The organism is Myxococcota bacterium (assembly GCA_035498015.1).
Taxonomy (GTDB): Bacteria; Myxococcota_A; UBA9160; order SZUA-336; family SZUA-336; genus VGRW01.
In genome coordinates, this window is sequence record DATKAO010000092.1 from 31,649 (window position 1) to 52,174 (window position 20,526).

Annotated in this window: 23 protein-coding genes; 10 read left to right on the forward strand and 13 right to left on the reverse strand. The window is 71.6% G+C overall.

All coding sequences use genetic code 11. From position 1 onward, the window contains the following. Positions 1–11 precede the first annotated feature (11 nt). On the reverse strand, positions 12–770 hold the full coding sequence (locus VMR86_07675) for a class I SAM-dependent methyltransferase (protein HTO06925.1): 759 nt from the start codon (positions 768–770) through the stop codon (positions 12–14). A gap of 126 nt (positions 771–896) precedes the next feature. Here VMR86_07675 and VMR86_07680 point away from each other — a divergent pair, with 126 nt between their 5' ends. Then, complete coding sequence (locus VMR86_07680; GenBank protein HTO06926.1) at positions 897–1,865, forward strand: lysophospholipid acyltransferase family protein; 969 nt, start codon at positions 897–899, stop codon at positions 1,863–1,865. Positions 1,866–1,883: 18 nt separating this feature from the next. Next, on the forward strand, positions 1,884–3,179 hold the full coding sequence (locus tag VMR86_07685; protein ID HTO06927.1) for a hypothetical protein: 1,296 nt from the start codon (positions 1,884–1,886) through the stop codon (positions 3,177–3,179). Between the two features lie 3 nt (positions 3,180–3,182). Here VMR86_07685 and VMR86_07690 read toward each other — a convergent pair whose 3' ends face one another. Then, positions 3,183–3,722 carry a hypothetical protein gene (locus VMR86_07690; protein ID HTO06928.1) on the reverse strand — a complete coding sequence of 180 codons (540 nt, stop codon included), beginning with the start codon at positions 3,720–3,722 and terminating at the stop codon, positions 3,183–3,185. A 39-nt stretch (positions 3,723–3,761) separates the two neighbouring features. Between VMR86_07690 and VMR86_07695 the strand changes: the two genes are divergently transcribed. After that, complete coding sequence (locus VMR86_07695; GenBank protein ID HTO06929.1) at positions 3,762–4,286, forward strand: DUF4149 domain-containing protein; 525 nt, start codon at positions 3,762–3,764, stop codon at positions 4,284–4,286. 119 nt (positions 4,287–4,405) lie between these two features. Further along, positions 4,406–4,609 (forward strand): hypothetical protein, encoded by a 204-nt coding sequence (locus VMR86_07700; protein HTO06930.1) that lies wholly within the window; start codon positions 4,406–4,408, stop codon positions 4,607–4,609. A 42-nt stretch (positions 4,610–4,651) separates the two neighbouring features. Here the strand turns inward: VMR86_07700 and VMR86_07705 are convergent, their stop codons facing one another. Continuing rightward, a complete protein-coding gene (locus VMR86_07705) occupies positions 4,652–5,113 on the reverse strand; it encodes a M48 family metallopeptidase (protein HTO06931.1) in 462 nt (153 codons plus the stop codon). 44 nt (positions 5,114–5,157) lie between these two features. Here VMR86_07705 and VMR86_07710 point away from each other — a divergent pair, with 44 nt between their 5' ends. Both VMR86_07710 and dnaA read left to right on the forward strand, forming a co-directional pair. Next, a complete protein-coding gene (locus VMR86_07710) occupies positions 5,158–5,832 on the forward strand; it encodes an LON peptidase substrate-binding domain-containing protein (protein ID HTO06932.1) in 675 nt (224 codons plus the stop codon). A 346-nt stretch (positions 5,833–6,178) separates the two neighbouring features. Next, complete coding sequence (gene dnaA, locus VMR86_07715; protein HTO06933.1) at positions 6,179–7,534, forward strand: chromosomal replication initiator protein DnaA; 1,356 nt, start codon at positions 6,179–6,181, stop codon at positions 7,532–7,534. On the opposite strand, the gene rfbB is transcribed toward dnaA, so the two are convergent. From rfbB to VMR86_07735, 4 genes are read right to left on the reverse strand one after another with little or no spacing between them, the layout of a single operon-like run. After that, positions 7,473–8,501, reverse strand: a complete 1,029-nt coding sequence (rfbB, locus tag VMR86_07720) for a dTDP-glucose 4,6-dehydratase (protein HTO06934.1) — start codon at positions 8,499–8,501, stop codon at positions 7,473–7,475. The two genes, dnaA and rfbB, sit on opposite strands and share 62 nt — an antisense overlap. A gap of 32 nt (positions 8,502–8,533) precedes the next feature. Then, positions 8,534–9,748 (reverse strand): 5-amino-6-(D-ribitylamino)uracil--L-tyrosine 4-hydroxyphenyl transferase CofH, encoded by a 1,215-nt coding sequence (cofH, locus tag VMR86_07725; protein ID HTO06935.1) that lies wholly within the window; start codon positions 9,746–9,748, stop codon positions 8,534–8,536. After that, a complete protein-coding gene (gene cofG / locus VMR86_07730; protein ID HTO06936.1) occupies positions 9,729–10,955 on the reverse strand; it encodes a 7,8-didemethyl-8-hydroxy-5-deazariboflavin synthase CofG in 1,227 nt (408 codons plus the stop codon). Before cofG ends, cofH begins: the two co-directional genes overlap by 20 nt. A 23-nt stretch (positions 10,956–10,978) precedes the next feature. Then, a complete protein-coding gene (locus tag VMR86_07735) occupies positions 10,979–11,830 on the reverse strand; it encodes a site-specific DNA-methyltransferase (GenBank protein HTO06937.1) in 852 nt (283 codons plus the stop codon). An 18-nt stretch (positions 11,831–11,848) separates the two neighbouring features. On the opposite strand from VMR86_07735, the gene VMR86_07740 reads away from it, so the two are divergent. Further along, entirely contained in the window at positions 11,849–12,592 is a 744-nt protein-coding gene (locus VMR86_07740) for an HAD family hydrolase (GenBank protein HTO06938.1), read from the forward strand. Here the strand turns inward: VMR86_07740 and VMR86_07745 are convergent. After that, a complete protein-coding gene (locus VMR86_07745) occupies positions 12,589–13,770 on the reverse strand; it encodes a glycosyltransferase (GenBank protein ID HTO06939.1) in 1,182 nt (393 codons plus the stop codon). The two genes, VMR86_07740 and VMR86_07745, sit on opposite strands and share 4 nt — an antisense overlap. Before the next feature lie 251 nt (positions 13,771–14,021). Here VMR86_07745 and VMR86_07750 point away from each other — a divergent pair, with 251 nt between their 5' ends. Both VMR86_07750 and VMR86_07755 read left to right on the forward strand, forming a co-directional pair. Next, on the forward strand, positions 14,022–15,218 hold the full coding sequence (locus tag VMR86_07750; GenBank protein HTO06940.1) for an aspartate aminotransferase family protein: 1,197 nt from the start codon (positions 14,022–14,024) through the stop codon (positions 15,216–15,218). Next, positions 15,215–15,829: a YceI family protein gene (locus VMR86_07755; protein HTO06941.1), complete on the forward strand. Its 615-nt coding sequence runs from the start codon at positions 15,215–15,217 to the stop codon at positions 15,827–15,829. Before VMR86_07750 ends, VMR86_07755 begins: the two co-directional genes overlap by 4 nt. Positions 15,830–15,837: 8 nt before the next feature. Here VMR86_07755 and VMR86_07760 read toward each other — a convergent pair whose 3' ends face one another. From VMR86_07760 to VMR86_07775, 4 genes are read right to left on the reverse strand one after another with little or no spacing between them, the layout of a single operon-like run. Further along, on the reverse strand, positions 15,838–16,530 hold the full coding sequence (locus VMR86_07760) for a hypothetical protein (protein HTO06942.1): 693 nt from the start codon (positions 16,528–16,530) through the stop codon (positions 15,838–15,840). Beyond that, positions 16,527–17,180 (reverse strand): hypothetical protein, encoded by a 654-nt coding sequence (locus VMR86_07765; protein HTO06943.1) that lies wholly within the window; start codon positions 17,178–17,180, stop codon positions 16,527–16,529. The genes VMR86_07760 and VMR86_07765 overlap by 4 nt, the downstream gene beginning before the upstream one ends. Positions 17,181–17,214: 34 nt before the next feature. Beyond that, the gene (locus VMR86_07770; protein HTO06944.1) at positions 17,215–18,855 is read right to left on the reverse strand and encodes a thiamine pyrophosphate-binding protein; all 1,641 of its coding nucleotides are present in this window, start codon (positions 18,853–18,855) and stop codon (positions 17,215–17,217) included. A 49-nt stretch (positions 18,856–18,904) separates the two neighbouring features. After that, a complete protein-coding gene (locus tag VMR86_07775; protein ID HTO06945.1) occupies positions 18,905–19,792 on the reverse strand; it encodes a hypothetical protein in 888 nt (295 codons plus the stop codon). Between the two features lie 145 nt (positions 19,793–19,937). Here VMR86_07775 and VMR86_07780 point away from each other — a divergent pair, with 145 nt between their 5' ends. Then, positions 19,938–20,273 (forward strand): hypothetical protein, encoded by a 336-nt coding sequence (locus VMR86_07780; protein HTO06946.1) that lies wholly within the window; start codon positions 19,938–19,940, stop codon positions 20,271–20,273. A 51-nt stretch (positions 20,274–20,324) separates the two neighbouring features. Here the strand turns inward: VMR86_07780 and VMR86_07785 are convergent. Next, positions 20,325–20,526 (reverse strand): hypothetical protein (locus VMR86_07785; protein HTO06947.1); only part of this gene is annotated, 202 nt, incomplete at its 5' end.

A 20,526-nucleotide genomic window follows, 5' to 3' on the forward strand; every position in this document is an offset into this window, starting at 1 on the left:
ACAAAGGTTGGCTAGCGCTCGGCGACCAGCTGGTACGGGCCGGTCGGGCGTTCGCCTTCGCCGATCGGGCGGGCGTTCGCCAGGTCGTACTCCTGCAGGTAGCGCACGCTCTCGAAGCCGGCTTCGGCGAGCAGCTGCTCGGCCTGCTGCGGCGGCACGTAGCGCCGGTGCGACACGTGCTCGCAGGGCGGTCCGCCGTCGATCGTGAACACCTGCGTGCGGCGCTCGAGCAGTGGCGTCAGCATCTCGCGCTTGTCGCGCACGTGCAGCACGCGGCCCTTCACCGTGCGCTCGATGTCGCGCCACTGACCATTCGTCTCGGGCCGCATCATGGGCAGCGGACAGAAGCAGTCGAGCGCGATCACGCCCGGCGCCTTCATGCAGCGCGACAGGTGACGCAGGAAGAGCCGCTGCTCCTCCACGTCGATCAGCGCATTGAACGCGTAGAGCGTGGCGAAGACGACGTCGAACTTCTCGAAGAGCGCGCTGTTGCGAAAGTCGAAGTCGGCCAGGCGCACCCGGTCCTGCCAGGGCTCGAGCTTGCGGCGCGCGACCTCGAGCATGGGCCGCGACACGTCGACGCCCAGCGCCTCGTGCCCGGCTTCGCCGAGCTTCGCCAGCACGCGGCCGGTGCCGCAGCCGACCTCGAGGACCGGACCCGGGTACTTCGCCGCCAGGTCGAGGTACAGCGGCAGATCCAGGCGGAAGTCGGCCGCGAACAGGGCGTGGAACTCGGCGTACTGGCGCTCGGCGGAGTGGCGGGTCTGCATGCGCGCGGGACTCTGCGCGGGACGAAAGGTCCACGCAAACTCCGTGTCGTGATCGGCGACACAAGAGCTGCCACGATTGGAAGGTCCGAGACATCACGCGAGCCGCGCGCGCTATGCTCGGGCGTGTTGGGCGAGGCGGCGAACCGGAGACACTCCGCACTCGATCGGACCGCGCTGTTCGCGGAGGTCGCGGCGGGCCTCTCTGCCTGGGGTGCGGGCGAGCGCGACCCGCTCGAAGTCTCGGTCGCGAAGGAGCTCGAGGCGTTCTCCGACACGGAGCTCTCGGAGTTCGCGGAACGATTGGTCGGGACCGGCGCTGACTGGGGCTTCCATCCGTTCGATCCGATCGCGCGCCGGCTGTCGCGGCTCGCGCAAGCGCGGGTGCTCCTGCCCGGCTCGGGTCTTTCGGCGAGCGAGTCGCTCGAGCGCGCGCGCAAGGGTCCGGTGTTCTTCGTCGCCAATCACCTTTCGTACGTCGACGCGAACATTCTCGACGCGCTCTTCGTCTCGGCCGGCTTCCAGGACGTGGCCGACCGACTCACCGTGCTGGTCGGCCCCAAGGTCTTCCAGACACCCACGCGGCGGCTGGCGAGTCTGTGCTTCGGGACGATCAAGATTCCGCAGAGTCAGAGCATCGCGTCGGAGGAGGCGGTGATGCCGCGCCGCGAGGTCGCGCGCCTGGCGGAGCAGACACTGCGCTCGGTGGCGGAGCGGCACGCGGCCGGCGAGCACGTCCACATCTTCATCGAGGGCACGCGCAGCCGCACCGGCGCCCTGCAGCGCGTGCTGGCCGCCTCGGCGCGCTACTTCGAGACCGAAGGCGCCACGATCATTCCGATCGGTCTGTGGGGAACGGAGCGGCTGGTGCCGCTCGACCGCATGCAAGTGACTCCCGCTCAGGCCAACGCCCGGGCGGGGCGGCCGATCGCCGCGGCGGAGCTGTCCGCGCGTGCCGGCGGCAAGCGGCCGGTCATTGCCGACGCGCTCGGCTTCCTGATCGCGGACCTCCTGCCACCGTCCTACCGCGGCGTGTACGGCGAGGTCACACCGGCGCTCGCGGCGGCCCGCGCGGCGGCGGCGAGCTTCTCCGTCTGATGCGCCGATAGGCGAGTCATGCGCGGGCTGGTCGTGCTCGTCCTCCTCTTCGCGGGCGCGGCCCGGGCGGACGAGCTCGAGACCAAGGCGGAGCTGTTCCGCGAGGCGCTGCACGCGCGCCACCTCTCGCGCGAGGGCGTGGTCCTGTACAACGTCGACCTGCGCACGGTGCAGCGCGACCTGGCCGACGGCAGCTACCCGGTCGCCGCCGACGGACCCACGTTCAACGGCCTGTACGCGGCGGCCGCGTGCGCGCGCGCCGAGTCGACCCAGGGCACCGAGAGCGCCCGCGCGAAGGCCGAGGCCGGGCGGGCGCTCGACGGCCTCGAGCTCTTGATGAATGTGACCGGTACTCCGGGCCTGCTCGCGCGCAGCGTGAGGCGCAGGCCGCCGCCCGAGCGCGTGGCGAGCGAGTGGCACCCGGGCACGGGCGAATACGCGGGCTGGTACTGGCGCGGAGACGTGTCGCAGGACCAGTACGCCAACGGCCTCGTGCCCGCCGTGGGGCTGTGCCGGCGGCTCTTCCCCGAGCGCGCGCGAAAGCTCGCCGTGGCGGCCGCGACTCACTTGGTCACGCACGGCTACCAGCTCACCGACCCCGACGGAAAGCCCACGACCTACGGCGACCTGTCGTGGCACTCCGGCCTGGGCTGGAACGGCATCGCGCAGCTCACCTCCTACGCCGTGATCTCGCTGGCCGCCGCGCTCGACGAAGACCCGCGCTGGCGCGCCGAACACGACCGCCTGCGCGACCACTACCGCCTGCCCGCCCGGTCACTCTTCACGAACCTGCGCCTGTTCGGGATCACCGGTCACTCGAACGACCTGATGGCGTTCGACCTCTACCGCGTGCTGGTGCCCCTGGCGCGCGAGACCCGCGACCCGGCGCTCGCCGACCTGCGCGCCGGCCTGTGGCGCAGCTGGCTCCGCGTGCGGCCCGACGGGAACGCCTATCTCACACTGGTGTTCTGCCAGCTCGAGCCGCGCGCGTGCGGGCCCGAGCTCCTGGCCGGCGTGCACGCCACGCTGGCCGACTTCCCGACCGAGAAGCGCAAGCTCGCACCGCCGCCCGAGCTGGCACAGCTGCCGCGGCGCTGGCTGCCCGGCCGCAAGTGGCAGGATCTGACGCGCGACGTGGTGCCGATGCGGCTCCGGCCCGCGAGCTCGTTCGAGTGGAAGTCGAGCCCCTACCGAGTGACCGATGACGGCGCGAACCCGAACGTGGAGTACACCGGGCTGGACTATCTGGTCGCGTACTGGCTCTACGCCGAGCTCTGCGCCGCGCGCAGTGATTGCCCGGCCGCGGCGGAGTGAGTCCTAGCTGGAGCCGCGCGCGAGGCGCAGCTCGACGCCCGTGGCCCCGGGCTCGACCGGCGAGGCGAGCTCGGCCGAGAAGTCGTCGGGGTCGCGCGTCAATGGATCGCCGTCGCGGTCGACGCGGGCGGTGAGCGCGATCGGCCCGACCCAGGGCCGGCCTTGGATCATCTCGTCCTCGGGTCCGATCTCGAAGTCCATGGGGAACGGCCCGACGGGCAGGCGCTTCACCGCGAGCGGCGGACCCGGAGTGTCTGGGATGCGCGCGATCAGGAACAGCACCGAGCCGCTGGCCTCGCCACCCGCGAGCGTGATCGTGCCGCGGATCGGCTCGCCCGATGACGCAACGCCGGTGCGCTGGCCCTCGGCGGGCGGACCCAGCGGCATGGCCGCGCGCGGTGCGGGTGTCTCGAGCCCGGGGACGCGCACCGGATGCTCGACCGGCGGCGGCTCGTCCTTCGGATCGACATACGGCTCGACCCGGCGATCGCAGGCCGTGGCGAGCAGCAAGGCGAGACAAGTGTGTCGCAGAATGCGCGTCATGGCCGCAGAGGGTACTCGCTCGACCCGGCGCGAGACAGCGTGCTGACGCACGCGCGCAGCGCCTTGCTCGGCGTGTGGGTCGGCGCGCTCGCAGCGCTCGGCGCGGTGTTCGTGCCGGCCGCGTTCGAGCACCTGCCGACCGCGCTCGCGGCATCGGTGCTGGGCGAGGGCTTCGCGGCGCTCGATCGCAGCGGTGCCGCGATCGGCGCGCTGTGCGCCGTACTGGGCTGGCTCGACGCGCGCCGGCGCGGCGATGCCGCGCTCGCGACCCGGCTGCGCGCGCTGCTGCCACTGGTCGGCGTGGCGGCGCACCTCGCGAGCGGGCTGGCCGTCACGCCGCGGATCCATGCACTGCGGGTGGCTGCGGGCGGCGGCATCGGCCAGCTCCCGCCCGGCGACCCGGCGCTCGCGCAATTCGCCCGCCTGCACGCCGCATCGCGCGGGCTGTTCGGACTGGCGGTGGCCTGCGCTCTCGGGGCGTGCATCTGGGACCTCCTGGCCGCGCATCTCCGCGTGGGAGCGCGGGTTTCTCGCGACATCGGGCCGCCGAATTTTCTGAGTTGAAACGCGAAAAATCCGTAGCGGGAGCGAGTGCCTTCGTTATAGTCCCGGCCCCTGCGAAGAATCCCCTGGGGCTTCAGGGGTTCGCGCACGCGAGCGCTCTACGGAGGCGGAAGGCGCCCATGGCCATCGACATCACGCTGCAAATCAAGCTGTCGGTCGAAGAGTCGTCCCTTGAGGACGCGCTCGCCGAGTACGACGAGCTGACCGTGAGTGCGCTCGTGACGCAGATCCTCGACAAGGCGATCGCGCTCGAGCACATCGAGACCGAGATCAAAGCCGGCCCGAACTCGCTCGAGGAATACGACAAGGTTCGCGACGTCTGAGCCTCCCGTTCAGCGGACGGCGCGCTCCGCGCGCCGTGCGGCTCAGAACAACGCGAGCTGACCGGTTGCACCGTCTGCAGGCGCGCGCACGCGCTCGCGTGGCAGCGCGCGAGTCACTGCCGCGGGCAGCCCTTGGAAGGGCGTGGCGCGCGCCGCGATCGGCTCGGGCCCCGGCCGGTAGATCCCGTGGCGCCGCGCGTAGGCGAGGATGCGCCGGTAGAGCCGCCAGAACCTCTGCCCGTGATTCAGGTGCCGCAGGTGCGCGAGCTCGTGACACAGGGTGTCGACCATGACCGAGTACTTGAGCAGCTCGGGCGTGCGCACCTGGTGCAAGCGGATCTTGATGCGGCCGTCGGCGAAGCAGATGCCGTAGCGGCGGCGCACGCGCGGACTCTCCGCCTCGACCGAGTGCAGCGGCAGGTCGAACGCGTGCGCGAGCAGCGACGCGTGCCTGCGCAGCCGGTCGAGCGCGCGCTCGCGTGCCTCGTGCGGAATGTCGCTCAAGAGCCGGGCTCCCGAGGAGGGTGCGCGCAGTATAGCCTTGTGACATGGCCGAGGCCGGATTCCCGACGCGCTTCGCGATCTTCCCGCTGCCCAACGCCGTGCTCTTCCCCGGGACCTATCTCCCGCTGCACATCTTCGAGCCGCGCTACCGCGCGATGATGGAGGCGGCGCTGGCGTCGCAGCCGGTGATCGGCATGATCCTGTTGCGGCCCGAGGCCGACGCGATGGCCGAGCGCGCGCCGGTCTTCTCGGTCGGCTGCGCGGGCCGCATCGCGGAGCACCGGCGCCTGCCGGACGGCCGCTTCCACTTACTGCTGCACGGTGAGCGGCGCTTCCGCATCGCGCGCGAGCTGCCGCTCGCGCCCGGCGGCTTCCGCGAGGTCGAGGCCGAGCTGCTCGCCGACCCTTCGTTCGCCGAGCTCGCGCCCGCGGCGCAGCGCGCGCTGGAGACGGCGCGCACGGAGCTCGAAGCGCGCATGCTCGAGCTCGTGCGACTCACTTCGCCAAAGAGCGCCGACGCGCTGGGCGAGCGCATGCGCGCGCTCGACCCGGTGCTGCTCGCGAACGCGATCGCGTTCGGCCTCGACGGCCCGTCGCTCGAGCGCCAGAGCCTGCTCGAGAGCTCGGATCCGATGGCCCGGAGTGAGTTGCTGGCGCGCGTGCTGAGCATCCGGGTCGCCGAGGCAAGACTTCCGGACGGTCCGCAAAGCGTGAACTGATATTCGCCGAAATCGTGCGATCTGACGCAAATTCGTGCGATTTGTGAAGACCGATCGACACCACTCCGTGGCACTTCGCTGTGTGAAGCGCTGTGCAATGCGCTGTGGACCCGCGGTCTCGCCGCCGGCCGCGGCCGCCAAGAGCGATGCGAATCTGGCGACTTGGCCACCGTCGCGCATTGCCCGCGTGAAGCCTGGGGGTCCGCGCCCGTGTAGGCCCGAGGCGAAAGCCGCGCTGCGCGCGAACCGGCTTTGCGCCCGCGGGAAGCCCGTGGGAGAGTCGCGCGTCGCAAGGGCGGCGGGGTCGAGTCCGAGATCGGCTCCGGTTGGGGGGAAATCGCGGGAAATGACCACTGGGGGGTGGGAGACCGTCCGTTCTGCGCTCGGAGAACGCCTGGACGCCTCGGCGTACGACGCGTGGTTCCGAACGCTGGACGGACGGTTCGAGAACGAGACGCTGGTGCTGCGCTGCCCGGACCGCTTCACGCGCGACTGGCTGCGCAGCCGCTTCGGGCGCGTGATCGAGGAGTGCGCTCCCGGGATCCGCGGCGTGGAGTACCGGGTCGAGCCGGGAGCGCTGCGCGCGCCCGCGCCCGAGGCCAGCGCGCCGCGCGAGCCCGAGGCCGAGAGCGCCGCCCCCGAGTCACTCGACTGGAGTCACTCGCAGGAGCACCTGTTCGAGCGCTTCGTGTCGGGGCCGGGCAGCGCGCTCGCGCTGGAGGCGGCGCGCGCGGTGGCGCGCGGCGAGGCCGGGCGCTGCAACCCGCTGTTCCTGGTCGGCGCCACGGGCTCGGGCAAGACACACCTGTGCCGCGCGATCCACGGCGCGGTGGGCTCCACGGCGCTGTACCGCTCGAGCGAGGAGTTCACGAGCGAGGTGACCGACGCGCTGCGCTCGGGGCAGATGCCGCGCATCCGCCAGCGCTATCGCCGCTCGGCCAACATGCTGATCCTCGAGGACGTGCAGTTCCTGGCGGGCAAACGCGCCACGCAGGCGGAGCTGTTCCACACGCTCGACCACCTGACGAGTCACGGTCGCACGGTCGTGCTGAGCGCGGACCGCCAGCCCTCGGAGCTCGACGAGCTCGACCCCAAGCTGCGCTCGCGCATGGCGTCCGGGCTGGTCGCGCGCATCGGCCCGCCGGAGTCACAGACCCGGCGCGCGATCCTGCGCGAGCGCGCCGCACGCGGCGGCGTGCGCGTGCCGGACGAGTGTCTCGAGCTCCTGGCCGAGCGCGAGCTGCCGTCGGTGCGCGACCTGATCGCCGGCTTGAACCAGGTGGTGGCGCGCGCCTCGCTCCTGCGCGCGCCGATCACGCCCGAGCTCGTGGCCGAGGCGCTCGACGCCGTCGACATGCCGGGCCGCCCGCGCTCGCTGGACGAGATCGCGGCCGTGGTGACGCGCGCCTACGGGCTCGACGCCGACGCGCTGCGCAGCCGCTCCCGTAAGCGGGTGGTGGTGCGGCCGCGCCAGGTCGCCATGTATCTCGCGCGGCGCTACACGGCGGCGTCGCTGGCCGACATCGGGCGCGTGTTCGGCCGCGACCACACCAGCGTCATGTACGCGATCGACGTGGTCGAGCGGCGCATCGTCGAGCGGCCGCAGCTGCGCTACGAGCTCGAGGCGCTGGCCGCTCGCATCAGCGGCTCGCCGCCGCTCCGTAGTGCTTCTGGTAGTACTCGCGGTACTCGCCCGACTTGATCGGCTCCCACCAGTCGCGCCGCGCCGCGTACCAGGCCGCGGTCTTCTCGATGCCTTGGGCCAGCTCGAGCTGCGGGCGCCAGCCGAGCGCGCGGATCTTCGAGGTGTCGACCGCGTAGCGCTGGTCGTGACCCGGGCGCAGCCCGCTCACCGGCTGGATCAGTGAGTCGGGCTTCGAAAGGCAGCGCAGGATCAGCGCGGTCAGCTCGCGGTTGGTGACTTCCGGGTCCTGGTTCGCGCCGATGTTGTAGACCTCGCCCTTGGCGCCCCGGCGCAGCAGCAAGAGCAGCGCCCGGCAGTGGTCCTCCACGCGCAGCCAGTCGCGCACCTGCGTGCCGCCGTCGTAGAGCGGCAGCGGCTGGTCGTCCAGCGCGTTGGTGATGAAGACCGGAATCACCTTCTCGGGGTACTGGTACGGCCCGTAGTTGTTGGTGCAGCGCGACAGCACCACGTCGAGCTCGTGCGTGCGGTGGAAGGCGAGCGCGATGTGGTCGCCGCCGGCCTTCGCCGCCGAGTACGGGCTCGAGGGGCGCAAGAGCGCCGACTCGTTCGGGAAGTGCGGAAACTCCACGTCGCCGTAGACCTCGTCGGTCGAGACCTGCAGGAAGCGCGCGCGCGGATTCACCTGGCGCATGGCTTCGAGCAGCACGTACACGCCGTACACGTTGGTCTCGATGAACTCGCCCGCCCTGGTCTTGGTCGAGCGGTCGACGTGAGTCTCGGCGGCGAAGTTCACGATCCAGTCCGCGTCGGCCACGAGCTCGCGCGCGGTCTTCTCGTCGCGGATGTCGCCGCGCACGAAGCGGTAGCTCGGCGAGCCCGCCACGTCGGCCAGGTTGGCGAGGTTGCCCGCGTAGGTGAGACAGTCGAGGTTCACCACGCGCGCGTCGGGCTCTTCGGCCAGGAGCAAGCGCACGAAGTGCGAGCCGATGAAGCCGCAGCCGCCCGTGACCAGGATGCGTTTCATGACCGGCTCATCGACCCGTCGCGCGGGCGCCCTTAGTAGCCGCTGGGCAGCGCGAAGCCCGGCCGTTCGGCCGCGCGGATCTGCGGCAGCTCGAGGGCCGCGGGCTGGAGCTGCTTCTCGCGCCGGCCGTAGGTGGTGGTGCGCTCGTAGGGCACGCGGCCGATCTCGCGGATCAGCCGCTCGATGGTCTCGACCTCGACGTGGTCACCGTGCTCGGAGCCCGCAGCCTTGGAGATCGACTCCTCCATGAGCGTGCCGCCGAAGTCGTTCGCGCCCGACATCAGAGCCACCTGGCCGAGCTTCAGACCCATCTTCACCCAGGAGATCTGCACGTTCACGATGTGCGGCCGCAGGAACAGGCGAGACACCGCGATCAGCCGCAGGTCCTCGGGCATGCTCGCGCCGTGGCGCGAGCCCTGCTCGCGGAACAGCCGCGTGTTGTGGTGGATGAAGCCCAGCGGCACGAACTCGGTGAAGCCGCCGGTGCGCTTCTGGATGTCGCGCAGTCTCTCGAGGTGACCCGAGATGTGGCGCGCCGACTCGATGTGGCCGTACATGAGCGTCGAGGAGGAGCGCAGGCCGACCTCGTGCGCGGTGGTCACGATCTCGCTCCAGCGCTCGGTCATGAGCTTGCGCGGCGAGAGGATCTTGCGGACCTCGTCGTCGAGGATCTCCGCCGCCGTGCCCGGGATCGTGCCCAGGCCCTCGTCGCGCAGCATGACGAGATAGTCGCGCAGGCTCATGTCGCCGACGCGCTGCGAGGCGAAGTGGATCTCCTCGGGCGAGAACGCGTGGATGTGCAGGTCGGGCAGCTCGGCCTTGATCGCGCGCACGATGTCGCGGTACCAGAAGCCGTCCTTGTTGGGATGGATGCCGCCCTGGATGCAGACCTCGGACGCGCCGCGGCTCACCGCCTCGTGACAGCGCGCCAGGATGTCGTCCAGGCCGCGGTCGTAGGCGTCCTCTTCGTGCTTGTGTCTCGCGAAGCCGCAGAAGCTGCAGCCCACGTAGCAGATGTTGGTGAAGTTGATGTTGCGGCAGACCACGTAGGAGATCTCGTCACCCACGTCGTCGAAGCGCGCCGCGTCGGCCACGGAGCACAGCGCCTGCAGGTCGCGGCCGAGCGCGCCGAGCAGGGTCTCGGCATCGGCGCGCGACAGCTCGCGGCCCTCCAGCGCGCGCTCGAGCACGGCGCGCACCGGCGCGCTGGTTCCACGGAGGATCGAGTCAGACAGGGGGGCGGACATCGGCGGCTCCTGGCTTGCGCACCGCCGGCCAGCCACCGTCGTCGGTGACTGCGCGCAGGCGGCGCAGCATCTCGGGTTCGAAGAAGTCGGGGCGCTCGGCGACGTACTCGGGGTACACGCACAGCCGGTCGCGCAGCGCGTAGCCCGCGGCTTCGGTGCGCGTGCGCAGCTCGTCGAGCTCGGGCCACGGCATCTCGGGATTGATGAAGTCGATGGTGAGCGGCGAGACGCCGCCCCAGTCGTTGATGCCCGCGCGCAGCAAGAGCTCGAGCGCGCTGGGCGACAGGTTCGGCGGGGCCTGCAGGTTCATGTCGGGCCCGAGCACGAGCCGGGCAAGCGCGGTCGTGCCGGCCATCAGCGCGTCGCTCGGCGCGGGCAGCTGCGACATGCCCGTGCCGGGCTTGGGATGGAAGTTCTGCACGATCACTTCCTGGATATGACCGCCCGCGGCGTGCAGGTCGCGGATCGCGAGCAGTGTGTCGACGCGCTCTTCGGCGTTCTCGCCGATGCCGACCAGGATCCCGCTCGTGAACGGGATCTTCTGCTCGCCCGCTTCGCGCGTCATGCGCAGGCGCGCGGAGGGCTCCTTGTCGGGCGCGTGGAAGTGCGCCTGGCCGCGCTCGCGCAGGCGCGGCGAGGTGCTCTCGAGCATGAGGCCCATGCTGGGGTTCAACGGCCGCAGCGCCGCCAGCTCCTCGCTGGACAGGATGCCGGCGTTCGAGTGCGGAAACAGTCCCTCGGCGAGTGACTCGCGGCAGGCATCGGCGAGATACTCGGTGGTGCGCGCGTAGCCGCGCTCGTGCAGCCACGCGCGGTAGCCGCGGTAGGCGACCTCGGGCTTGTCGCCCAGGCAGAACAACGCCTCGAGACAGCCGTTGGCGTATGCGCGGCGCGACGTGTCACGCACCTCGCGCAACAGCCAAGTCTTCGCGCGCGGCGAATCGGGCTCGACCGCGAAGGTGCAGTACGCGCAGCGATCGCGGCACAGATTTGTGAGCGGGATGAACACGTTCCGCGAGACCGAGACCACGCGCCCGTGGCCGCGGATGCCCGACTCCTGCGCGGCCTCGAGCAGTGGCTCGAGGATGGTCTCGGGCGCGCGCTCGACGCGCTCCATCGCCGCGATCGCGGCGGCGCGCTCCAGCGGCTCGCCGTCGACCGCCTTGCGGATGCGTTCCACGAGCTCGGCGAGCGGGGGGGCAGTCACCTCGCGGAGGCTAACACTCGCCTCTACAGGCCTTCAAACTGACGTGACGTCAGGGTTTTCGGCTGCGCGAACGCCAGGCGCTTCTGCATCACGCGCACGGCCTCCGGGCTGCGATCGACCAGGATGAAGTCGCGCCCGAGCCGCGCCGCCGCCTCGCCCGTGGTGCCGCTGCCCGCGAAGAAATCGAGCACCAGGTCGCCCGGCCGCGAGTGCACGGCCACGATGCGCGACAGGATCGCGAGCGGCTTCTGCGTGGCGTAGCCCGTGCGCTCGGCGCCGTTCGTGGGCACGATGGTCTGCCACCAGACGTCGGTCGGGGTCTTGCCGCGCGCCGCCTTCTCGGGCCCGACCAGGCCGGGCGCGGCGTAGGGGATGCGGTCGATCGCCGCGTAGTCGAAGCAGTAACTGGCGGGGTCCTTGGCGTACCACAGGATCACGTCGTGTTTGGCGGGCCAGCGCTTGCGCGTGCGCGCGCCGTAGTCGTAGGCCCAGACGATCTCGTTCACGAAGGACGCGCGGCCGAAGATGCGGTCGAGCAGCAGCTTCACGTAGTGCGACTCGCGCGGGTCCAGGTGCACGAACAGCGAGCCGTCGGGGCGCAGCACGCGCCGGGCTTCGCGCAGGCGCGGCTCGAGATACTCCGGCAGGTCCGTGAACCGGTCGTCGAACTCCGAGACACTGACCACCTCGCTCGCGTAGCGCCGGCCGGCGAAGCCCGTGCGGTCGCCGCCCGAGGCGACGCGGCGCGTGCGCAGGCGCGTGTGTCTCTGCCTGCGGCCGGTGTTGAAGGGCGGGTCCACGTAGCACAGCGCGACGCGGCCGTCGGGCAGCGCGCGCAGCGCGTCGAGGTTCTCGCCCTGCACGATCCAACGCACGCGCGTATGCTCGCGCGCGTGCGGGTGCGCGCCGTCTCTCTCGACCTGTTCGACACGCTGGTCGACATCCACATGGACCGCCTGCCCCTGGTCGAGATCGGCGGGCGGCGCATTCCGTCGACCTACGGGCTCCTGCATGCGGCGAGTGTGCACTGGCACGGGCTCGATTTCGAGTCATTCGCGGCCGAGCTGGGCCGCGTGGACCGCGAGCTCCGCGACCGGCTGCAGAAGCAGCACGTGGAGGTGCCCACGCTGGAGCGCTTCGGCGAGCTGGCGCGGCGGCTGGGCCGCGGCGGCGACCCCATGGCGCACGCGCTCACCGAGACTCACATGGCAGAGCTGCGCAAGCACGTGTCGTTCCAGCCGCACCACGCGGAGCTGATCGCGCGCCTGCACCGGCGCAGCCGGCTGGCGGTGTGCTCGAACTTCAGTCACACCGACACCGGCCGGGCCGTGCTGGCCGAGGCCGGCTTGCTCGAGCACTTCGACGCGGTGGTGATCTCCATGGACCTGCGCATCCGCAAGCCGCGGCCCGAGATCTTCCGCGCCGCGCTCGAGTCACTGGGCAGCGCGCCCGAGGAGACGCTGCACGTGGGCGACCGGCTCGACGCCGACGTCGCCGGCGCCGCGGCGCTGGGCATGCGCACGGTCTGGCTCACGCGGCGCGTGCCGGACCCGGCCGCCGACCTGGCGGCGCACGCAGGCCCGCGCCCCGCGCACGTGATCGCCGACCTGTCGGAGCTCGAGGCGCTGCTCGGCTAGGGAAACAAGAGCCGCTCGAGCACCGCCGTCTGCCGCTCCCAATCGTAGTGCTGCGCCACGAAGCGCGTGCCGCGCCGGCCGAGCTCGCTGCGCCGCGCGCCGTCGCGCATCAGCGCGAGCGCCTGCCGCGCGAACTCGTCCGGGCTCGCTGCCACGCACACCCCGTCCTCCTCGCCGCGCGCGCCCAGGCCCTCGAAGCCTTCGGGGCTCGTGACCACGGGTACGCCCAGCGCCAGTGACTCGAGGATCTTGTTCTGCACGCCGCCCGCCACGCGCACGGGGCAGAGACTCGCGGCCGCCCGCTCCACGTAGGGTCGCACGTCGTCGACCGCGCCGGTCACCGTGACTCCGTCGACGCCGTCGTAGGCGCGCACCGAGGCCGGCGGGCTGACGCCCACCACGTACAGCGTGGCCTTGCCGTGGAGCGCGCGCACCCGGGGGAAGATGTCGCGCAGCATGTGCTCGGCGGCGTCGGTGTTGGCGAAGCTCGACAGGTTGCCCACGAACACCAGCCGGTCGATGTCGTAGCTCTCCGCGCGCGGCGCGAAGAACTGCCGGTCGACGCCGTTGTTCACCAGCTCTAGCCGCTCGGCGGGCGCGCCCTTGGCCGCCAGCACGTCGCGGTCCACGTCGGAGATCACCGCCGTCGCGTCGAAGGCGCGCACCAGGCGTGTCTCGTAGCGGCGCAGCCTCGGGACCTCGAGCGCGAAGATCGGCCGGAATGCGCCGCGCTGCATGGCGCGCGCGCGGTCGTAGACCAGCGAGATCGCGTCGGTGATGTCGAGCACGCGGCGCAGCGGCGCGCGCTCCACGTACTGCGCCATGCGCAGCAGGTGCACGTAGACCGCGTCGAAGCGGCGCTCGGCCAGCGTGCGCGCGACCAGCGCCCGCATGCGCCGCGAGCGGTAATAGTGCACCTGCAGCGGCAGCGCCGATGCGACACCGATCAGTGTATTGAGCCGCGAGCGCCACACCGGCAGCACGACCGTGTCGAGCGAGATACTCGGGTGCCGGGCCTGCAGCGCCCGCCCGTGCTCGAGCTCGGCCTGGTCCGCGACGAACGAGCACAGATGGATCTCGTGGCGCGCGGACAGGCGCGCCAGGAACTCGTATGCGCGCAGCTTGTCACCGCCGACCGGCGGGTAGGGCAGGCGCGGGGTCAGGGCGAGCAGGCGCACGCGCCGAGATTGACACGCCTTTCCGCCTGCCGCATTCTGCGCGGCCGATGCTGGTCCCGTTGGCAGAGTGTGTTCGCGACTTCGCGCCGGCCCCGATGCCGGCCGCGGCGGTCGTGCGTCGCGCCCGTACGGGGTCCCTCCGGCACGGATAGATCCGCCTCGCGATCGACGCCGGCCGGCGGGACCGACACCGAGTTCCGAGACCCGCGTCGCCCGATCCCATGATCTGATCGCATCCGAGAGGTGGAATCATGTCCGAGAAGTACGACCGACTGGTGAGCCGAGAGAAACGGGTGTTCCTGCCGACCGTCCGGCGCTGGCCCATCGCGCTGGAGCGCGGCCAGGGCTCGCGCGTGTGGGACGTCGACGGCAAGGAGTACGTCGACCTCACCGCGGGCTGGGGAGTCACTTCGATCGGTCACTGCCATCCGGCGCTGGCCGACGCCATCGCGGACCAGGCGCGCACGCTGATGCAGACGACCAACAACGTCTACACCAAGCCGCAGCTCGACCTGGCCGAGCGGCTGGCGCGCGTGGCCCCGGGCGGCATGCACCGGACGTTCTTCACCTCGAGCGGCGCCGAGGCCAACGAGGGCGCGCTCAAGCTCGCCGCGCGCGCCACCGGCCGCAGCCGCTTCGTCTCCACCGTGAACAGCTTCCACGGCCGCACGCTGGGCGCGATGGGCTGTCTGGGCCAGGAGAAGTACCGCGGCCCGTGGCGGGGGATCGTGCGCGAGGCCACGTTCATCCCCTACGGCGACGTCGACGCGCTGCGCGCGGCGCTGACTCCGGAGCACGCCGCGTTCATCGTCGAGCCCGTGCAGGGCGAGGGCGGCGTGGTCGTGCCGCCGGTCGACTACCTGAAGCGCGCGGCCGACGTGTGTCACTCGGCGGGCGCGCTCTTGATCGCCGACGAGATCCAGACCTGCATCGGCCGCACGGGCCGCTGGTTCGCCTGCGAGCATGGCGGCGCGGTGCCCGACATTTTGACCTACGGCAAGGGCGTGGGCGGCGGCTTCCCCCTGGCCGGCTTCATGGCGACCGAGGCCGTGATGGGCGCGGTCCAGGCCGGTGACCACGGCGGCACCTACGCGGGCAACCCGCTCGCCTGCCGCGCCGGCGTCGCGGTCATGACGGTGATCGAGGACGAGAAGCTCGTGGAGCGCGCGGCCATGCTCGGCAAGGAGACACTCGCCCGCCTGGCGGCGTTCGCGGCCAAGCACGAGCAGCAGGTCGAGGGGGTGCGCGGGCTCGGGCTCCTGATCGGCGTGGTCATGCGCAAGCCCGAAGCCGCGGCCGCGGCGCACGCGGCCATGCGCGACCAGGGCGTGCTCGTGAACCTGACCGCCGACCGGGTGCTGCGCATCTTCCCGCCGCTCAACATCCCCGAGGGCGACCTGTCGCACGGCCTCGACGTGGTCGAGGCGTGCGTGGCCGCCGCGAAGTGAGAGCTCGGGCTGCGCTGCTGCTGGCGGTCGCGCTCGGCGCGTCGGGCTGCGCGCTGGTCCGACACCGTGACGTGTCGGGTGTGTGGCGGCTCGTGCCCGCGGAGTCGGCGCTGCACTTCATCGGCATCAAGAACGACGCCGTCGCCGTGCCCGGCACGTTCACCACGCTCGAAGGCGCCTACGATGCCGCGAAGCGCACCGGCTTCGTCGAGGTGAAGCTCGGCAGCACCGACACCGGGAACCCGGCGCGCGACGAGAACATCCGCAGCCACTTCTTCGAGGTCGCGAGCTTCCCGCTCGCGCGCTTCGAGGTCAGCGGGCTGCCGATCGCCGAGACACTGCCCGAGCCCGGCGGCAGCGCGCGCATCGAGCTGGCCGGAACCTTGTCGCTGCACGGCGCCACGGTCCCGCTCAAGCTCGCCGCGCGCGTGTCGCGCGACGTGCAGAACCACCTGCACGTGCGCAACGAGGCGCCGCTCGTGCTCTCGGTGCACGAGCTCGGCATGGACGCGCAGCTCGCCGCGCTCCGGGCCGTGTGCGGCCACGAGTCGCTGTCCGGGGCGATCCCCGTGGATTTCGATCTGGCGTTCGCTCCCGTGGCCGCGGACTGACCGAGGCTCTAAGGCTTCTGCTCGGGCAGGTCCGGCAGCTTCACGCCGTGCCAGGGGCAGTAGGTCCAGCTCGCTTCCAGCGGCTCGCCGCCCTTCGGACACTTGCGCACGCCGGCCACCGAGGTGAGCGGCGCGTGCCAGCGGATGTCGTGCGCGGGGCCGTCCTCTTTGAAGCGATACTGGAGCACGAGCTCACCGCGCGTGCCGGCGGTGAGATACGGGTTGCCCTTGGGGTCGACGTTCGCGAGCGGCAGGAGCCGCAGCCCGTCGCCCAGCGGGCCGAGTGAGTTCCGCAGCAGGTACACGAGCGTGGGCACGAGCTTCGAGACGTCGGGGTTCACCTCGTGCAGCACCTCGAGCGTCTGGCCGTCGCGCGAGAAGCGCGCGCGCTTCACCACGTCGGCGATCGAGGCCATCGCGGGCTTCTTCTTCTCCGACAGGTCCGCATCGAGCGCGCCCACGATCACGTAGTCGCGGAAGATGCGCGCGACCTTGGCGCGCTCCTCGTCGGGAATCGACAGCTCGTTCGCGGTCCGGATCCAGTACTCGGGCGGGAGCCACCAGAAGTTCGCGACGTGCGCGCCTTCCTCGATCGTGCGCGCGGTCTCCGCGGCGATGTCGCTGCTGGTGTCTGCGGCGCGGGCGCGCGCGGTCACGAGTGACAGGAGGGCGAGCCCGGCCAGGAGCGCGATGCGTTTCATGGCGGGGCAGGGTAGCGGCGCCGCTCGCGGTAGGCTTCCACGCTGGCTGCGGAGCGGCCGATGCGCACGAGCTCGTCCGGCACCTGGCCGCGCCAGGCGCGCACCAGCGCGCCGGTGTCCTCGTCGTCCGGCAGCGCGGCGTAGGCGAAGGCCAGCTGGCGCTGCGCGCGCGGCGGCAGGGCGACGGTCACGTCGAGCGCCAGGCCGCGCGCGGGCTCGGCCTCGGGCGCGAGCGCGCGCGTGGCGTCCGAAGCCTCGGCCAGCGCGAACACGTGCCCGCCGAAGCGCCGCTCGCAGGCGGCCGGCGCCACGCGGTACTCACCCGACGGCAGGTCCCAGATCTCCGTGTACTCCACCGCCACGAGCTCGCTGCCGGCGTTCTCGAGCCGCGCCAGCCCCAGGAGCAGGGCGCGGGAGCTTGCGGGCGCGAACACCACGTGAGTCACTCGGAGCGCGCCCACGGTCAGCAGGCGCCGCACCTGGGCGACACCGAAGCGTGTCGCGTCGGGCGCGCGCGTGGTGAGCACGGCGCCGTCGCAGCGCACCAGCGCGTCGATGCGCGCGCCCGCGAAGGTCACGGAGTCGCGCAACGCGAGTCCGCGGCAGCCGTCGTTCGCGAGCGGATGGCCCCCGGCGGGTGCGCCCGCCACGCTCGGTCCCCAGTCCGGGTCTCCGAACCCGGAGTCAGACGTACGTGCTGCCCTTGGGCTCCGTCTCGTCGCGCCGGATCACCACGTTCACGAGCGCCGGCTTGCCCGACGCGAACGCGCGCTCGAGCGCGGGCCGGATCTGCTCCGGCCGCTCGCAGAACTCGCCGTGACCGCCCAGCGCCTCGACCACCTTGTCGTAGCGCGTGTAGTTCAAGTAAGTCGCGACGGCGCGCTCCTTGCCGTAGATGCCGATCTGCGGGCGCAGCATCTGACCCCAGGCCGCGTCGTTGCCCACGATGCCCACGATCGGCAGGTTGAAGCGGATCGCGGTGTCGTACTCGAAGCCGTTCAGGCCGAACGAGCCGTCGCCGTAGATGATCAGCACCTTCTTCTCGGGGAAGGAGACCTTCGCGGCCAGCGCGAACGGCATGCCAACGCCGAGGGTGCCGAGCGGGCCCGGGTCCATCCAGCAGTTCTCCTTCATCACGGGCACGACCTTCGCGGCCTGCGCGACGATGTCGCCGCCGTCGCCGATCAGGATCGTGTCCTCGTCGATGAAGTCGCGGATCTCGCGGCACATGCGCAGCGGGTCGATCGGGACCTCGTTCGAGTTGAGCTCGCTCTCGAAGCCCTTCTCGATCTTCTGCTCGAGCGCGCGCAGCTCGTCGCGCCAGGCGTGGAAGTCGAGCTTCAGCGACTCCTCCTTCATGACCTGCAGCATCTGCTCGAAGGCGATCCCGAGGTTGCCCACGACGGCCGCGTCGGCCGAGCGGTTCTGCCCGACGAGCGTGTTCTCCATCTCGAGCTGGATGATCTTGGCGTTGGCCGGGATGGCCTTGCCGAAACGCAGCCGGAAGTCGAGCGGCGAGCCCGCGAGCACGAACACGTCGCACTTCGACATGGCTTCCTTGCGCGAGCGGTTCATGAACTGCGGGTCGTCGAAGCGGAGCTGCCCGCGGCCCATGCCGTTCAGGAAGGTCGGCAGGCGTGTCTCCTCGACGAAGCGGCGCATGGCGGTTCCGCCCTGCGACCACTTCACGCTCGTGCCCGCCATCATGATCGGGCGCTGCGCGCCGGCCAGGATCTCGAGCGCCGCCACGACGTCGGCGCGGTCGGGCGCCTGGCGCGGGGCGCGCCGGAACTTGGGGAACCAGGCCTTGGCGAAGTCACCGGGCCCCATCAGCACGTCCATGGGAATCTCGAGGAACGCGGGGCCGGGAATGCCCGAGGTGGCGTGGCGCACCGCCAGCTCGATGTACTCCGGAATGCGCGACGTGTCGTAGCAGGCGTCGGCCCACTTCGAGATCGGGCGGATCATGGACACGTGGTCCATCTCCTGGAGTGACCCGCGGCGCAGGTTCGAGAACGGCCCCTGACCGCCGATCACCAGGATCGGGCTGTTCGCGCGCCAGGCGTTCGCGATGCCGGTGACTCCGTCGGTGACTCCGGGCCCCGCGGTCACGATCGCGCAGCCGACCTTGTCCGGGTTCAGCCGGCTGTAGGCGTCGGCCGCGTGCACGGCGGCCTGCTCGTGGCGCACGTCGATGATCTTGATGCCCTCGTCGAGCGCGCCGTCGTAGATCGGCATGATGTGTCCGCCGGACAGCGTGAAGATGCAGTCGACGCCGGCCAGCTTCAGAGCCCGGGCGGCGAGCTTTCCACCGTGGGTGGCCATCGCGAAATCCTCCCAATGGAGTCCGGGCGCAGCATAGCAGGCGGGGCGCTCAGGGCGTCTGGCGGAGCTCCGGGAAGCGCTGGGCGAGGTCGTCCAGGTGCAGCCCGATGGCCTGGGCCTCCGCGAACGCGGCGCGCGCGCGCTCGGGCCGCTGCGCGTCGAGCGACGACAGGATCCGGTTGCGGTGCGCGAGCTCGAGCTCGCTCGAGTCACAGCGCGCGCCGTCGCACGGCAAGAGCCGGGCGTACTCGGCGACCGCTTCGGTGTAGCTCTCCTGCGCGCCGTCGTAGTCGCGGCTCTGCGTCTGCTCGCCGCCGAGGCGCACCAGCGCCTGGGCGAGCATGCGCGCCGCCTGGGCGTTCTGCGGGTACTCGCGCGTCACGGCGCGCAGCTGGTCGATGCCCGCGTCGATCGAGCCGCGGTCGATCAGGTCGTAGGCCAGGTCCAGGCGCCGCTCGACGGGCAGCCGCACCGCGGGGGTCTGGGCCGCGAGGTCGGGCGCGAGCGCCGTGGCCTCGGCCCGGAGCTCCTCGGCCAGGGCATCATCGGTCTCGAAGGCCGCGCGCTCGAACAGCACCGACGCCAGGCTGCGCGTGACGCTCGCGTCGTCCGGCGCCAGCTCGCGCGCCGCGCGCAGGTCCTTCTCGGCCAGCGCCAGGCCTTTCGCCCCACCCGGCTTGCGCCGCTTGGCCTCGGCCCGGCTCGCGTAGGCGGCCACGAGCTGGCTGCGCAGGCGGTCGTTCCAGGGCGTGCGTTCGATCGCCTGCTGGTAGCCGCCGATCGCGCCGTCGAGGTCACCGTGGGCTGCGGCGGCTTCCGCCCGCTCCACGATGGGGGCGACGCCCGCCGTGGCCGCCGCGCGGGCCGCGTCGTCCGGGGCGCGACCGCCGCAGTCCGCCCCCGCGAACGCCATCAGCGCCACGCAGAGGGTGCGCACGAGAGATGCAACACCAGACTTCGGATGCACCGGCAACTCCCCCGGAAGGGCGGCGAGGATACCGGGAGTCCCCGGAGTCGAACAACGCATGCAAGCCCCCGAATCTACATACAGTCCGGCCGCTCGGGCGCCGATACCCATGACCGTGGGTGAGACGCAGATTCCGCTGAACTCCGAGAACGACGTGGAGCTGTACACGTCGCCCTGGGTCAGCGGCACGCGCGCGGCGGCGTATTTCGGCCCGATCAGCTCGGAGCTGTTTCTACAAGATGACCAGGTCGAGGACCGGTCGTCGGCGTGGACCAAGGCCGAGCGCGAGCTGCTCGAGTCGCTGCGCGACAAGGCGCGCCTGCTCGGCGCCAACGCGGTGGTCGGGCTGGAAGTCACGCTCGACCCGTTCGCGCGCGCGAGTGACTCGGACGCGACGGGCCTGCGCCTGCACGCGGTCGGCACCGCGGCCAAGCTCGAACCTCTGTTCTGAGTCCGTTCGGGCTGGGTGTCGTCTGCCAGCCCGCGCAGCGGGCCCTGCGAGTCACTTCACGCAGATCCGGAAGCGCAGCGCGAAGCTCGGATCCGGGGTCGCCGTGTCTGCCACGAAGGTGCCCTTCAGGTTCACGCGCACGTTGGTCACCTGGGTGTCACAGCCGTTCGCGCCCGCCACGGGCACGTAGGTCCAGGTGGTGCCGCTGTCCTTCGAGAACTCGAGGTCGTCGGTGGTCGAGGCGAGCGAGGTG